Raw genomic sequence first — 14,328 nt, 5'->3', positions numbered from 1 at the left:
CAGGCATGGGCACACAGCCACCCATGCTCGCAAAGCCCTGTTCAGAGTGGCCTACGCCCCTAAAGTCGCGCTATTCAGGCTTGGTCATGGGCGCAATCCGGATGAGGAATCTGGCCCTGGGCATTGCCTTGGCAGCCCTCAGTGGAGGCTGCAGCATTTGGCGCCCACCGGTCGTGATCAAAGTGGTGCGCACGATCAACAATGCAGAAACCGTCTCCAGCGAGGACTACGAGCGGCTGCGGGAGGTCACTGAAGAGGCCATTGAGCACATCAAGAGCGTGGACCCCAACATTCGTCCTCAGCTCACCCTGTCGTCGAGGAAAAATTTCATTGATGAGATTACGAAGCAGACCCGCAGCGGCTTTGGCCCCGATCTGCTGATCACCGATAGCGACACAGCCCTCGAGCTGTACCAGCAGAACCTTGTGGATCCAATGGAGATCTCAGCTGAGGATCGTGCTGACACGCCGAGGTTTCTCTTTGACCTCGTCACCGCCAGCAACGGACAACTGGTCGGCCGGCCGGTGAACCAGTTCGTGCAGCTGGCCTGCTTCAACAAGGAACGCTTGAAGTCCCCTCCTCAGACCCTGCAGGAGATGGAGCAGGAGAGCGGAGACAACAACTTCGGCATGGCCCTTCAGCTGAAGGATCTGTATTGGAGCGCTGAAAGCTTTGATGCGGGGGAAGCCATGGAAGCCGCCCTTGCAAAACTCCCGGCAGATGCTGATCGCCAGGCCAACGTCACCCGATGGTTGCGCTGGCTCAAAAACGCGAGTTATCAGCAGAACATTCGTTTTCTGAACGATCAGCGCCATCTCCGCGACGCCTTGGTGGCTGGAGACCTGGATTGGATCACCTGCTGGAGCAGCAGCCTGCGGGAATTGAGAGAAAAAATGGGCGACAAGCTGGTCCTCGCGCAGCTGCCGAAAGGCCCGTCCAAACGTCGAAAAGCAACCACCAAGCTGCAGGTGTGGTCCCTGGGACGCAACTCCAGCCCAAAGCAACGGCAGAAGGCCTTGGTGATGATCGACTTCATCACCAAGCCCTGGGCCCAGAAGACCTATGCCCTTGCCGGACGGAGTTCATTGCCCGTGAATCGGAAAGCCGCAAAGATTGTTGCCGCCAAAATCCCCGGCGGAGCCGAAGCTCTGGCGATGTACGGAGAGCAATCGATGAAGGGGAAAGCCAGTCAAGGGCGATCCAAAGCGCGGGTGTTCCGGGATCCGGAGCGTTATGAAGCCATTTCAAATGCCCTGCTGGACACCATCTACGACGTCAGTTCTCCCGAACAGTCGAGTCAAAAAATCCTCAAGAGTTTGCGGGAAAGCAACTGATGATCACCGAAATCACCGCTGAGACCTCCGCCTGGATGGGCTATCTGCAGCGAGGTTCCGTCCTCCTTCAGGTGGGATTGTTCGTAGGAGCCATCACCATCGAATCCCGGGTCAAGCGCAGGCTCAGCAACCCCTTGATCGCGAGCCTGAAGCATCTTGTTGTACCGGCGGTGTTGTTCATCAGTGCCAGCTGTTTAACCCTTGCCGGCATCACAGCCGGCTACCTGCAATATCTATCGCTGCTCTGGGTGCTGTGGCGCTGCGTGGAACCCACCAAGCAGCTGATCCTCGGCCGCTTCCCCAAAGTCCCCGTGGAAGAAATCGACAAATCGTTCTTCCGGCCTGTGCTTCTGGTGATGTCGATCCTCACCTTTTTCCAGATGCTGGGGAGCCGGGAATCGTTGTCGCTGATATCCATTGGCGACGTGTTTGGGGTCACACTCACCATCGGCAAATTGTTCACCGCCCTGGTGATCGTTTACCTGGTCATCGCCCTGGCCAGCCGTCCAGCGGCCTTCGCCGCCTGGCTGGGGGGCAGCTTCTTCGGCATCAAGCCCCAAGGCCGCAAAGCGCTGGAAGTGATTCTTCGCTATTCGGTGATCGGCATCGGCGTGATGGGGGTGGCGTATTACATCGGCATCAATGGCGCGGCCCTGGTGGCGGTGGCCGGAGGTCTCTCTGTGGGCATCGGCTTCGGCATCAAGGAGATCATCTCCAACTTCATCAGCAGCCTCTGGCTTCTGTTTGAAGGTTCCGTACGCCCTGGCGAAATTCTGATGATCAACGGCGACCCCTGCACCGTGCGAAAACTTGGGCTGCGGGCCACCCAATTGCGCCGCGGCCGCGATGGAGCGGAACTTCTGATTCCCAACCAGAACTTCTTCACCCAGGAGGCGGAGTCGTACACCGCGGAGGAAACCTCACGCCGCGACGTGGTGGTGGTCGGAGCGGCTTATCACCACGAACCCAGCCAAGTGATCGCGGTGCTGGAGGAGGTCGCCCGTCAGCATGAGAAGGTGCTGCAATACCCGCCCCCGGCCGCTTTCACGGTGGATTTCGCCGATTCTTCGATCAACTACAAATTGTTGTTCTGGGTGCGCAACCCACTGGAAGCCTTCGGAGTGGGGAGTGACTTGCGCCAAGCCATCTGGACGGCTTTTGACAAAAACGGTATCGGCATCCCCTTCCCGCAGCGACAGGTGTATCCGATGGAGTGGCCACCGTCCAAGGACCAGACTCTGCGCCTTGGAGGTAGCAAGCCACTGCAGGCTGAAGAGGCGAACGAAGAGCCGTCCTCAACTGGCGAGCCGACCTAAGTAATCCGTCTCTCGTCCAGCGTTGATCCAACCTGTGGCGATCAGCTTGCTGGCCCTCTCGCTGACCCGTCCCCGATGGATATGGGATGGACCAGCCGGGAAGATCAGCAGCTTGCCCCGCTCCGCCGGCTCGTGGTGGTCCTGCCAGTGAAACTCGGTGCCTGCCTCATCCACGTCGTTGCAGTAGAGAATCCAAGCCAACACCCGATGCACCGGCTCGGTGGCCTCATCGCTGATGGTCCAATCGCAGTGCCACCGCTTGAAGCCTTCCCCCGGGGCGTAGTGCTGAAGATTGAAGATCGGGTTCACGAATAGGCTCTGTTGCGGGCAGCACTTACGGAACAGTGGCCGCTCCTGCAGATAGCGCTCCAAACCTGCCGTCACCCCACGCAGGATCAGTTGAGACAGGGCAAAGGCTTCAGGCTCAGAACGATCAATCGCCACCAGGCTGATGTCGGTGCTTTGCTTCGCCGGCTCCCCATCTCCCTCAGCGCCAAAGGCAACCCCGGTGCGCCGCAGATCGTCACGACGGCCATAAAACTCAGCCACGGCGTCGGCCACCGCCTCGAACCCGGCATTGCTGTAGCGCCCGATCAGATTCATGCCGCAGCCTCCATGCGAGGTATCGCCACCACAGCATCAAACTGCTGCCAGCGGTTGCGGTCAGCCACCACATGGCTCTGCAGTTGAACTTGCTCGATCACCGCCGCCGCCCGCTCCAGATCGAGGGGAACACCGGGACCCATCGGCAACACCAGCACCTGCTGCTCAGCGGGGTCGGCCATCACCTGCAGATCGAGAGCCTCCAGCTCCCGTTCAAAAAAGACTCGCCGCATCCGGGAGGTGAGGCTCGGACCGAGCGCTTCAACGAAACGGGCCATACCGGCCTCATCCCCGGAGCTGCCGCAATTCAACGACAACCAGATCAACAGTTTCACCCAGCTTTCAGCTGTCCAAAAGGGCTGAAAGCTCTCGCGGTGTTGCCGCACCAGCTCAGCAATGGCGAAATCGAACAGCGTGGCCTGCAGGCCAGTGGCATCAGCGGAATCCATGCTGTTCATCCTCTCCTGTGAGAGGTCAAACTGGGTTGACTGGTTGCTCTCACATGGCCCTGGACCTGAACGATCCCGAGCTCGAGTTCTCTGATTTGGTCTACGCCTATCAGAGCTGGGTGATGGCGGTCATCAATGATGAAAAGCTCGACAGCGACGACAAGCTGCTCACCGACGACATCGCCGAGGACGCTCTGAACTCCATGCGCTTTCTCCCCGGTGAGGTGACCAACGCGATCGAAACCAGCCTGGCCCGCGTCTACGACGTGGACGCTGACGAACTGGCCGAGCTGCTCTTCCCCGAAGACTGAACAGGAGAACCAAACGCTGCAATGCCGGAGATCCCGTATCTCCTCGGAACCCACGCCGAAGAGCTCGAACGCCTGCGTTTTCAACACGCGTTTTGGCGACCTGAAGCCCATGCCGCCTGGCATCGGGCCGGCCTCCAAACAGGGCAGCATGTGCTGGATCTGGGGGCGGGGCCGGGGTTCGCAGCAGCGGATCTGGCCAAGGTCGTAGGCGTTCAAGGCCGCGTCCTTGGACTCGAACGCAGTGAGATTTACGTGGCATCGGGTCGCCGCATGGCACAACAAGCCGGCTTGCAGCAGCTGGAACTTCGCCAACAGGATCTGCTCAACGATCCCTGGCCGGAGGAATCCTTCGATCTGGTGTGGTGCCGCTGGTTGGCCATGTTTCTGCCCCAGCTGGAGCCCCTGTTGGGCGGGGTGGACCAGTGCATCTCACCGGGTGGACGATGGCTCATCCATGAATACGTCCACTGGGACACCTTCGGGTTGCATCCCCACGGGCAAGCGATCCGGCGCTTTGGCCAGGCCTGTCAGACCAGTTTTCGAGAAAACGGCGGCGATCCCGACGTGAATCGGAAACTCCCCGGCTTGCTGCATCAACGCGGATGGCAGATCGAACACCTCAAGCCCATCCCGGTGCTGGGCGATGCCGCCTCCATGGCCGGGCAATGGATGGAGCGGTTTGTGCTGGTGTTCGGCCAGCAACTCCAACACCTGGGCCACTGGAGTACCGACGACGCACTGGAGGCGCAGGACGAAATCGCCCGCGCCCACGCGAATCCTGGTTGCTACTGGGTGGGCCCCACCGTGTTGGAAGTCCTGGCGCAACGACCCTGAACGCAAACTCGGCACAATGGCGCCATTCCTCCTCGATCCATGGGTTGGTCCGCGGCTGACATCCCGAACCAGCAGGGGCGCATTGTCCTGATCACCGGAGCCAACAGTGGCCTGGGTCTGGAAACAGCACGCGCCTTGAAGCGCTGTGGAGCCACCGTGGTGCTGGCCTGCCGCAGCCCCCGCAAAGCCGAGAGCGCCAAGCAGGACCTGCTGCAAGACCGGGACGGGGGGGCGGTGGATCTGGTGGACCTGGATCTGGCGGACCTGGCCAGCGTCCAACGGGCGGCGACCACGGTCGGCGAGCGCTATGGATGCCTTGATCTGCTGATCAACAACGCCGGGGTGATGGCACCGCCGCGCTGCAGCACCGCCCAGGGGCATGAACTGCAGTTCGGGGTGAATCACCTGGGACACATGGCCCTGACCCAGGCGCTGCTGCCGCTGATGCAGAACCGACCAGACCCCCGCGTGGTGACGGTGACCTCCGGGGCGCAGTACTTCGGCACGATCCGCTGGGACGATCCCAATTGGAACAAGGGTTACGACCGCTATGGGGCCTATGGCCAAAGCAAACTCGCCAATGTGATGTTTGCCCTTGAACTGGATGCGCACCTGCGGGAGCAGGGGAGCCCCATCCGCTCCCTGGCCGCCCACCCGGGCATCGCCCGCACTGAACTGCAACCCAACGCGATCGCCAGCACAGGCAACCGCTTGGAGGCCCTGGCCTACCGACTGATGGATCCTTTGTTTCAAAGCGCCGGCATGGGTGCCCTGCCGCAACTGCATGCCGCCACCGCGGCGACAGCGCAGGGTGGCGAGCACTACGGCCCTGAGCAATTCGGTGGACTGCGGGGTGCGCCAGTGCTCTGCCGGGTTGCGCCGGCAGCGAAACAACCCGCCGAACGGCAGCGGCTCTGGAGCTTGAGCGAGCAGCTGATCGGTGGCTGAATCCAGCGCTGGACTACAGCAGCTGGCCCCCTTCGTCCTGGGCCGGGCCCGACGCGGGGTGGTGGGATCCAGTCGCTACGCCCAACGTCTGCGCACTGCTCTGCTGGACGCCGCCAGAGATCCGCAACGCCGTCCTGTGCTGATCAGCGGTGAGCCGGGCCTCGAAAAAGACAATCTCGCCGCCCTGGTGCATTACGGATCAGCGGAACGGCGCCGTCTGCTGGTACGCCTAGACGCCAGCGATCTGCAGGGCAGTGGCCTCAATCTGCTGAACAAGCTGGGAACCAGCAGCCTGCTGGTGAGCGGCATGGATCGGGTCGACCTCAACGTCCAAGAGCGCTTGATCGCGATGGCCCGTGGTGAGGCGCCAGGGTTTCAAGGGCGCGTGCTGTTCACAAGCGAAGCCGCCATCCCGGCTCTCGACGGCCTGGTGCGCACCATCCGGGTGCCTCCCTTGCGGGTGCGCCGAACCGACCTGGGGGACTGGTTGCGGTACATGCTGAGGCTGCAGGGTCCTGGACTCGGCTGGAGCCAGCCGCCCACCCTGCCGGACAGCGTGGTGCGACGGCTTCAGAACCACGATTTCGCCAACAACTTGCGCGAACTCGAAGCGATGGTGAATCGCGCTTTGCGGCAGGCGCGTCAGCAAAGCCAGGGCCAGCTGCCACCACTGCTCCCCGAAGAGGTCTTCTGGGCCGAAGAAAAAACACGGCGGGCCCGTTTTGACCTCTGGCGTTGGAAACCGCAACTGCGGGACTGGATGCGCGCCCCTGCCCTTTGGAATTCGCTGCTGTTTGGCCTGGTGAGCTGGCTGTTCGTGGCCGTGAACCTGGCCCTCTGGTTTGGCCCCCAAGACCGTGCGTCCAATCCGATGCTGACCCTGTTCTGGGCCTGGTGGTGGCCATTGATCCTGCTGAGCTACCCGCTGGTGGGTCGCCTCTGGTGTGCGATCTGCCCCTTCATGGTCTGGGGACAGATCACCCAAAAGCTGACCCCGTGGCGGAAGAAACGCTGGCCCCACGGCGACCTAGACCGCTGGGGGGCTCCCGCTTTAGCTGCCGGATTTGCCGCGATTCTCCTTTGGGAAGAGGTCTGGAACCTCGAGAACACCGCCTGGCTGAGCAGCTGTCTGCTGTTGCTGATCACGGCAGGAGCCGTGATCAGTTCAACAGTTTTTGAAAAACGCTTCTGGTGCCGTTACCTCTGTCCCGTGGGGGGGATGAATGGACTGTTTGCCAAGCTCTCAATCCTTGAATTGCGCGCCGAAGCTGGCACCTGCAGCGGCAGCTGCAGCAGCTACGCCTGCTTCAAGGGCGGACCCGCCGACGGCGAGGGCCTGGCCAGCGAAGGCTGTCCTCTGGGCACCCATCCCGCCCACCTGAGCGACAACCGCAACTGCGTGCTTTGCATGACCTGCACCCAGGCCTGTCCCAACCGCTCGGTGCAGCTGCGACTGCGGCCGCCGGCGGCCGATCTGCAACGCACCGCGCAGGCCCCTGCTGGAGAGCGCGGCTTGATCCTGGTGCTGGCTGGTGGTGTCTGCTTGCACCACTGGCAGCGCCTGCTGGGCTGGCTGCCACTTGCACCGTCCTCGATGCATGAGGGCCCCCTACTGGCACGGCTCAGCATTGCGGCATTGGCCCTTGCTCTGCCAGCAGCCGCTTGTTCATGGCTCAACCGCCAATGGCTGTACGCCGGCTTGCCGATGCTTTGGGCCCTGCTCCTGGCACGCCATCTACCCATCGGCATGGCAGAGGCCGGCACCGTTTTGCCGAATGGATGGCCGCAATGGTCTGCCGACTCCCATGTGATCGGCTTCTGCCAGACCGTGGTGATGGTGATCGGATGGATGGGCGCCGTGGTTTTGATCCGCCGCTTGCTGGATCTCAATCGGCGGGCCTGGGTCACAGGCAGCATGATGCTGCTGCTGGTCAGCCTTGGCGGCCGCTGGTTGGTCGCTCTCTAACACCATGGCCACTCGACGTCCCTCAACCAAGATCAATCCCCGCCAGAAGGTGTTGCTGGAGAAACTTCAATCCTGCAGGGATGAAATGAGCGGTCAGCAACTGCACCGCAGCCTGGAACCCGAGCAAACCATGGGCCTGGCCACGGTGTATCGCAATCTGCGTCAACTCCAGCAACGCGGCCTGGTGCGTTGCCGTCATCTGCCCAACGGTGAAGCGCTTTACGCGCCGCTGGAGCTGGATCGCCACCACCTCACCTGCGTCGATTGCGGCAAAACACAGGCGCTCGATCACTGTCCGATTCACAACATTGAGGTACCCGAAGACGGACGCAAAGGCTTCGATCTTCTGTTTCACACGCTTGAATTCTTCGGTCTCTGCAGTGACTGCCGCGAGCGGCAGCAAAGCTTGTCATGACCCTGGCCGCCACTTACTACGGAGCCAATGGCTGGTTACTCGAATTCGATGATTTCCGTGTTCTGGTGGATCCCTGGCTGCGTGGACGTCTGAGTTTCCCTCCGGGAGAGTGGCTGCTGAAAGGGGAACTGCCCTGCGAGCGCGCCATCCCGGAGAACCTGGATCTGCTCTTGCTCACCCAGGGGCTTGCTGATCATGCCCACCCAGAGACCCTGTCCCTGTTGCCAAAAACCCTGCCCGTCATTGGATCGGTGGCCGCAGGACGGGTGGTGGAACGCCTGGGCTTCACCAGCGTGAAAGCCGTCTCCCCCGGAGAGAGCACAACCCACCTGGAGCTGCAGGTGCGCGCCAGCGCCGGCGCGCCAGTGCCCATGGTGGAAAACGGTTATGTGTTGGAACATCCGGCAGGCTCGCTTTATCTGGAACCCCACGGTTTTCTCGATCCAGCCCTGGAGCCACAACCGCTGGATGCCGTGATCACGCCAATGGTGGATCTGGGGCTGCCCGCTCTTGGGGCGTTCGTAAAAGGTTGTTCCGTGGTGCCGCAACTGATGGAACGCTTCCAACCCAGGACGGTGCTCGCCAGCACATCCGGGGGCGACGTGCAATTCGGCGGCGTCCTGAGCCGGGCCCTGCAGATGAAAGGAACGGTGGCCAGCACGGGATCTCAGTTGCCGGCCAGCAGCAGCTGGACCGATCCCACGCCTGGGGAACGCCTGCTGCTGAAAAACTAAGTTTTTGAATTAAGCTTTGTAACAACTGCTTGAGCTCGATGAAAACCACCCAAGCCAACGACTCATGGTTCCAGGGCGTCGCCGCCCGCGACATCCACATGGAGCAGCTCAAAAAAGCCGAACGCTTCAACGGCCGTGCCGCCATGCTCGGCATCGTGATCGGAATCATCACCGAAGGCCTCACCGGTGCCGGCATCATCCACCAGATCGGCTTGGGTCCCCTCGTGGATGGCTATGCCGCCTGCCACACCCAATTCCTGCCCTTCTGCTTCTGATTCGGGAGGGGGACCACCCCTCGATGACGAGAATGGTGCGATTCACGTTTGAATCGAATGGCTGCTGACAAGGAACTGCTGAAGGAAGTGGCCCTGGAGCTGTGGAACACCACCAAAAAGCTCCGTCCAGGTCTTCCAAAAGCGCCTCGCGCCCAGCTGGTCTTGAAAGCCCTGCTCACGATTGGTGACATGAGCGATCAGCTGGAAGCGGCCATGGTGCTCGGCGTGATCGAAGCGCAGGAACCCGACGACGAGCCCGGACAAGGGGAAGCAAGCGGCGAAGACAAGACGGTCTCTGAACCAGAAGCCAAAACCGATCGAGAGACCCCGAGAGTTGTGCGCAAACGCTCCAGCAGCCGCTGATCAAATCATCTGGAGGAGTGGGGACAACCCACTCCTCCATGGTCATGCACTGAGCAAGCAAGCGCTTATCCGTCTGGCAAGAGAAGACGCCGATGAAGCCTCACTCGAATCCTGCTCCAGCCAAGAAAGCATCCAGATCGTTCTGTTGCTGACCAAGTTCAACGCTGCAGGGCAACCACCACCGCAGCAGCGGCAAGCGCCACGATGCCAGCCATCCAGATGGTGTTCTGACGGGCCAGGAGCCATGCTGCATTCCGAGACAACACCAGGCGGCCACTGGCCAGGAGTGCTGTGAGGCCCACCAACAGAACAATGGGAACCACAAGTGCGACGACGAGTTGCATCACCGAATGCCCCGGGCAGCTCAGATTTTCATCATGATGCCGTCAGGCCTTGAGTAGCGTCCAAAGGATCGATGCCAAGTCTGGATATTGTCACTCCTCATCGTCACAGCGGGCTTCATCGGACTGCTCTGGTTGACACAAAGCCTGATCCGTCGCGGCATGGACACGGAGGGAAAGGGCTGAAGAGCCAAAGTCCACATCAAACGGACGCTGATCCGTCTTGCTGACCCGTCTGAATGACTGGTGCCCGACAGACGAGACGCATCCTGAACGCCCTAATGCAGCTCTGGCTCCTTCTGACCCGAAGGAGAGTCTCAGTGATGCATTGGCTCCCTGGACGCCTGATCAGCTGCGGCTTTCAAAAAACGGCGATGCTGGGCCGAGGCATAGCCGCTGAGGTCAATGCGGCTGACACTGCTGCCGGCCGGGCGCCACTCCCTGGGAGGAGTGCTGGATCTTCGGTTCATGGAATCGAGTTATCGGTTCTCGCGCTGTGGGCCTCCATCGAGGCTCTTCGGCGTGGCTCAAGCTTCGCACAGGCCAGCGAGTGGGCTCGCCAAACAGGTCTTGGGTGATCCTGAACGTTGTCTTGATGGCGAGGATGGCAGAGATGCTGGCAGCTGAACAAGCCAGTGCAGAAGGTAGTTTCTCCGTTCATCCGTAGGCGCCGCCAGAGCACCAGGATGAACGCCATGCGTCCTTGAACGAAGGCTGAGGGCTGCCCTGACGACCGATCGAGCACCCTTTCAACGGCATGCCCTGCACGTCAGCAGCTCAGGGGAGGGTGGCTTGTGACTGAAAGCTCGGTTTATTGGACGTGCAGCTGACGCAGCAAGGTTTTCACCATCAGAGTCGAATGATTCGATCGGGCGATCGGGCCGGCAACACTCATCGCGACGCGCTGCTGCAGTTGATCACCTCATCACCGGAATTCAATGAGCCAGATGTCAAACCCTCATTCAGCGCATTGGCTGGTCATTGTTGGAGTGCTGATCTCTTGCGCTCCACTGGTGCACGCTGCTGAGTGGGTGAAGTGCAAACGTGACGCTTCAACCGGACAACTTGTTTGGATGCGAGGGAAGTCGACTGAGCCTCTTGAGAACACTGAATTTCGACCCAGCACACTTCAGCCTGATGTGGGGACGTGCTTGGTCAGCAATGATCGACTTCGCAAGGCGCACGGCTTGCGCTTCTAACCACCAGCTTGGCCGTCACCCATTCCGCCATCCTGGAGCATGAGACGGGAGGAGACGGCTCAATTAAAAGTCAGTTTTTCCAACAAAATTCGTTGAGTTGATGGGTGCTGGGGCAAGCGAGGGCCAGTCTGGAAGAAACAAACAGCCTCATTAAAGCCAATGGAATCAAAACCAATTGACGCGACACTTCTCACAATCGCCCAAGTGATGGCACTCAGCGATGGATCCATATCCGATGAAGAAAAAGATTTAATCCTCGATCTTCCCAACCGACATGGCCTGAGCGCTGGTGAGCCGATGGATTTGAATCACCTCCCCAGCCTGACTGAACTTGCACAACGCCTTGAGAATCCTGGCGACAAAGCCTTGGCAGCTCGTATCGCAGGATTGGTTGCTGGGGTTTCAAAAAATACAGCAGAAGAGGAGAACATCAACTCACAAGAGCGCGAGGCTTACCGCGAGTTACTTGCCGCACTTAACCTGCCTGAGCAAGAGATTGCAGAAATCGAATGGAGCGTCAAAAAGGATCTTCAGAAAGGCCGCTCATGGGCAGAAATTATTATTGGTTATGTCAATCAAGGCGTCATTTTGGATCCCGGATCCATGGGTCCGCCAATGCCCCTCTAACCAACCAACAACAACGCAAAACAACGGATCACAAGTTGGCACTCAAACCAATCACAATGAATAATGATCCGCGTTAACACCCAACCGATCTTGATTGAGATCACAGGGCTGCTCAGAGTGCTAGCACCTCATAATTTTTGATAGGGATTTGCAATAAAATGACCAACCGTTGCAAAGGCACTTGCCCCTACGCCAAGACAGCTTCAGACCAGGCCTCACCGACGTGCGTCGGGTGAATTAAAAAATCAATTACAGCCGTAATTGCCGCAAGCAAGACAAGCGTCTTCCAAAAACGATCAACTCTGAGAATCTTTTTAGCCACCACATAAGCAACAAGCACACCAAGGCTGACCTTCAATGCCGTCAGAGCATGCCCTGTCGTCACCTGGGCAATATTTCCCTGAACCATTAACAACATGCACGAAAGCCAGACCTCTCCTTCCCTTTCAATGAACTCTGGTCAACTCTAAATTTTTCAACCTCAATTCCTAAAGATGTGGTTACATTGGCAAAACCACAATGGCGTAGACCACGCAACCGGCAGCGAAGCTCAGCACCGGCAAGATCCACAGACCCCACACAATGCAGCAGCAACAGATAAAAATGAGGAGCGAGAAGCTGCACCCAGCCTTGCTAACCGAAAATCAACCAAGACAATTGATGCGATCAGCAGCAACAATCAAAGCCTCCTTAATACTTAAAATTAAACGCTTAAACACTTTTAAAAACGCTCTTAGGCCATCGATTGGCTTTCTCGCTGCCTACAATCTCAACTGTGTCGCACTCGATAAATAAATTCGGCGTGCTGAATCTGAATGGTTCCGCCTGTTGAATATTGCTGAACGGAAAGAAACGCGGACACCAACAAAAAAATTACAGCCAGCAAGACGCAGCCAAACAAATAATCGGCCGGGGTTGCCGAAGAATTAACACGGCTACAGAAAGCCTGAAGAGAGGAGTTTCCATGAACCTCCTCTACACACATTCATCCTAAATGAACTGTTACGCACCAAACAATGAATCAACCCTTGGTTGATCTTGACAATCCGATGAGCCTGAGCGAATCAAGGTCACGCCATGCAAGCAACAGCCTTGAAACCTTGGCTCATCCGGAATCAGCAGAAGCCAATGGTGAAAATGGGCGATACTGGGATCGAACCAGTGACAATCTCCTTGTAAGGGAGGTGCTCTACCGCTGAGCTAATCGCCCTTGTTTACAGATTCTGCCTCAACGCGTCAGGTTGGGATCAAACCAGACTTCCAACGGGTTGGCATCGGGTCGCCAGCATGATCAAAGCATCTGGATCCTGAGTCTCCCTCTCGGGCTCGCAACCGGATTGGTGGCTGGACTCCCTGCAGCCCTGATTGCCATGGCGAGCTGCCTGGTCGGGGGGCTCTGGCTTTCCCCTGATCTTGATACGCGATCAAACGCCCTGCGGCGATGGGGAGCCCTCGGCTTCCTCTGGTGGCCCTACCGACGTCTGATTCCCCATCGATCGCTCTGGTCCCATGGTCCACTGCTTGGATCAAGCCTGCGACTGAGCGTGCTGCTGAGCTGGTGCCTCATCGCCACCATGGCGATTCCAGCACTTTCGCCATCGATGCTCCTGACAGGTCTCCAGCAACTGATCAGCCAGTACCCGCGTGAGTGCATCGGCCTGGCGGTGGGGTTGGAGGGCAGCGCGTGGATCCATCTCATCCTCGATGGCGACCCCTGGCCCCAGGAATGGTCGAACAAACGACAGCGGTGAGAAGGTGGGCGTTGCCCCGGTTGTTGCTCCTTCATGGCCAACGCTCCGTCTGATGCGCTGCAACGACTGATTGATGTCGTGGCAAAACTCAGGGATCCGGCAACGGGCTGTCCCTGGGATCTGGAACAAACCCATTCATCCTTGGTGCCCTACGTGTTGGAGGAAGCCCACGAGGTGGCTGATGCCATCCGTCATGGAGATGACAACCACCTGAGGGAGGAGCTCGGCGACCTGCTGTTGCAGGTGATGCTGCATGCGCAGATCGCCAGGGAGGAGCAACGGTTTAATCTCGATGCGATTGCCGATGGCATCAGCGACAAGCTGATCCGCCGTCACCCCCATGTGTTCGGCCATGCCAAGGCCAGCAGCAGTGCCGATGTGCGACGCAGCTGGGAGGCGATCAAGATGGAGGAGCAGGCGGCGGCCCTGTGCGGCTCCACCAGCCCGTTAAGCGACCGACTCAGATCCAAGGTGCGCGGACTGCCGGCCCTTGCTGGAGCGATGACCATCTCGAAGAAAGCAGCCAAGGCCGGCTTCGAGTGGGACGACATGGCCGGCGTCTGGGAGAAAGTCCATGAAGAGCTGGACGAGCTCAAGGAGGCCGTGGCCAACGGCAACCGAGACCATGCCCAGGAGGAACTCGGCGATCTGCTCTTCACCCTGGTGAACGTGGCGCGTTGGTGCCACATCGAACCGGAAGAGGGTCTCGCCGGGACGAATCAGCGCTTTCTCGACCGCTTCTCCCGCGTGGAAGCTGCCCTGGATGGGGATCTGCAGGGTCGCAGCATCCACGAATTGGAGACCCTCTGGAAACAGGCCAAAGCGGCGATCCGGGCGGAACAAACCTGATCGTCTGACGTCA

Annotated in this window: 18 protein-coding genes and 1 tRNA gene; 13 read left to right on the top strand and 6 right to left on the bottom strand. The window is 59.4% G+C overall.

Annotated elements, in window-relative coordinates:
• Positions 1-86 precede the first annotated feature (86 nt).
• Both KR52_RS03020 and KR52_RS03015 read left to right on the top strand, forming a co-directional pair.
• On the top strand, positions 87-1,334 hold the full coding sequence (locus tag KR52_RS03020; protein ID WP_038552298.1) for an extracellular solute-binding protein: 1,248 nt from the start codon (positions 87-89) through the stop codon (positions 1,332-1,334).
• A complete protein-coding gene (locus KR52_RS03015; protein WP_038552295.1) occupies positions 1,334-2,650 on the top strand; it encodes a mechanosensitive ion channel family protein in 1,317 nt (438 codons plus the stop codon). Before KR52_RS03020 ends, KR52_RS03015 begins: the two co-directional genes overlap by 1 nt.
• Here KR52_RS03015 and KR52_RS03010 read toward each other — a convergent pair.
• Together KR52_RS03010 and KR52_RS03005 are read right to left on the bottom strand one after the other, a co-directional pair.
• The gene (locus KR52_RS03010) at positions 2,630-3,253 is read right to left on the bottom strand and encodes a 2OG-Fe(II) oxygenase (RefSeq protein ID WP_038552292.1); all 624 of its coding nucleotides are present in this window, start codon (positions 3,251-3,253) and stop codon (positions 2,630-2,632) included. The genes KR52_RS03015 and KR52_RS03010 overlap by 21 nt on opposite strands.
• Entirely contained in the window at positions 3,250-3,702 is a 453-nt protein-coding gene (locus tag KR52_RS03005; protein WP_038556768.1) for a hypothetical protein, read from the bottom strand. Before KR52_RS03005 ends, KR52_RS03010 begins: the two co-directional genes overlap by 4 nt.
• Before the next feature lie 53 nt (positions 3,703-3,755).
• On the opposite strand from KR52_RS03005, the gene KR52_RS03000 reads away from it, so the two are divergent.
• Genes KR52_RS03000 through KR52_RS02965 form a run of 8 tightly spaced genes read left to right on the top strand, consistent with a single transcriptional unit; the run spans position 3,756 to position 9,548 of the window.
• On the top strand, positions 3,756-4,013 hold the full coding sequence (locus KR52_RS03000; protein WP_006852028.1) for a hypothetical protein: 258 nt from the start codon (positions 3,756-3,758) through the stop codon (positions 4,011-4,013).
• Positions 4,014-4,034: 21 nt separating this feature from the next.
• Entirely contained in the window at positions 4,035-4,847 is an 813-nt protein-coding gene (locus tag KR52_RS02995) for a class I SAM-dependent methyltransferase (protein ID WP_038552287.1), read from the top strand.
• A gap of 39 nt (positions 4,848-4,886) precedes the next feature.
• On the top strand, positions 4,887-5,795 hold the full coding sequence (locus KR52_RS02990) for an oxidoreductase (RefSeq protein ID WP_038552284.1): 909 nt from the start codon (positions 4,887-4,889) through the stop codon (positions 5,793-5,795).
• Positions 5,788-7,761 (top strand): 4Fe-4S binding protein, encoded by a 1,974-nt coding sequence (locus tag KR52_RS02985; protein WP_038552281.1) that lies wholly within the window; start codon positions 5,788-5,790, stop codon positions 7,759-7,761. Before KR52_RS02990 ends, KR52_RS02985 begins: the two co-directional genes overlap by 8 nt.
• A gap of 4 nt (positions 7,762-7,765) precedes the next feature.
• Positions 7,766-8,176: a transcriptional repressor gene (locus tag KR52_RS02980; protein WP_038552278.1), complete on the top strand. Its 411-nt coding sequence runs from the start codon at positions 7,766-7,768 to the stop codon at positions 8,174-8,176.
• Positions 8,173-8,910 carry an MBL fold metallo-hydrolase gene (locus KR52_RS02975; protein ID WP_038552275.1) on the top strand — a complete coding sequence of 246 codons (738 nt, stop codon included), beginning with the start codon at positions 8,173-8,175 and terminating at the stop codon, positions 8,908-8,910. Before KR52_RS02980 ends, KR52_RS02975 begins: the two co-directional genes overlap by 4 nt.
• A gap of 38 nt (positions 8,911-8,948) precedes the next feature.
• Complete coding sequence (locus tag KR52_RS02970; RefSeq protein WP_038552272.1) at positions 8,949-9,185, top strand: chlorophyll a/b-binding protein; 237 nt, start codon at positions 8,949-8,951, stop codon at positions 9,183-9,185.
• A 57-nt stretch (positions 9,186-9,242) separates the two neighbouring features.
• Positions 9,243-9,548, top strand: a complete 306-nt coding sequence (locus tag KR52_RS02965; RefSeq protein WP_038552269.1) for a TIGR03894 family protein — start codon at positions 9,243-9,245, stop codon at positions 9,546-9,548.
• 158 nt (positions 9,549-9,706) lie between these two features.
• On the opposite strand, the gene KR52_RS02960 is transcribed toward KR52_RS02965, so the two are convergent.
• Both KR52_RS02960 and KR52_RS14065 read right to left on the bottom strand, forming a co-directional pair.
• Entirely contained in the window at positions 9,707-9,892 is a 186-nt protein-coding gene (locus KR52_RS02960) for a hypothetical protein (protein ID WP_084221931.1), read from the bottom strand.
• Positions 9,893-10,206: 314 nt separating this feature from the next.
• Positions 10,207-10,359: a hypothetical protein gene (locus KR52_RS14065; protein WP_156957567.1), complete on the bottom strand. Its 153-nt coding sequence runs from the start codon at positions 10,357-10,359 to the stop codon at positions 10,207-10,209.
• An 888-nt stretch (positions 10,360-11,247) separates the two neighbouring features.
• Between KR52_RS14065 and KR52_RS02945 the strand changes: the two genes are divergently transcribed.
• Complete coding sequence (locus tag KR52_RS02945) at positions 11,248-11,715, top strand: hypothetical protein (RefSeq protein WP_038552256.1); 468 nt, start codon at positions 11,248-11,250, stop codon at positions 11,713-11,715.
• Between the two features lie 187 nt (positions 11,716-11,902).
• Here the strand turns inward: KR52_RS02945 and KR52_RS02940 are convergent, their stop codons facing one another.
• Positions 11,903-12,124 carry a hypothetical protein gene (locus tag KR52_RS02940; protein ID WP_156957566.1) on the bottom strand — a complete coding sequence of 74 codons (222 nt, stop codon included), beginning with the start codon at positions 12,122-12,124 and terminating at the stop codon, positions 11,903-11,905.
• 729 nt (positions 12,125-12,853) lie between these two features.
• Positions 12,854-12,925, bottom strand: a tRNA-Val gene (locus KR52_RS02930).
• A 31-nt stretch (positions 12,926-12,956) separates the two neighbouring features.
• Between KR52_RS02930 and KR52_RS02925 the strand changes: the two genes are divergently transcribed.
• Both KR52_RS02925 and mazG read left to right on the top strand, forming a co-directional pair.
• Entirely contained in the window at positions 12,957-13,466 is a 510-nt protein-coding gene (locus KR52_RS02925) for a DUF2227 family putative metal-binding protein (RefSeq protein ID WP_371257693.1), read from the top strand.
• Positions 13,467-13,499: 33 nt separating this feature from the next.
• Positions 13,500-14,315, top strand: a complete 816-nt coding sequence (gene mazG / locus KR52_RS02920; RefSeq protein ID WP_038552243.1) for a nucleoside triphosphate pyrophosphohydrolase — start codon at positions 13,500-13,502, stop codon at positions 14,313-14,315.
• Positions 14,316-14,328: the final 13 nt, after the last annotated feature.

Origin of the sequence: Synechococcus sp. KORDI-52 (assembly GCF_000737595.1) — a bacterium.
Classification (GTDB): domain Bacteria; phylum Cyanobacteriota; class Cyanobacteriia; order PCC-6307; family Cyanobiaceae; genus Parasynechococcus.
This window is presented reverse-complemented; position numbering and strand designations above follow the sequence as displayed.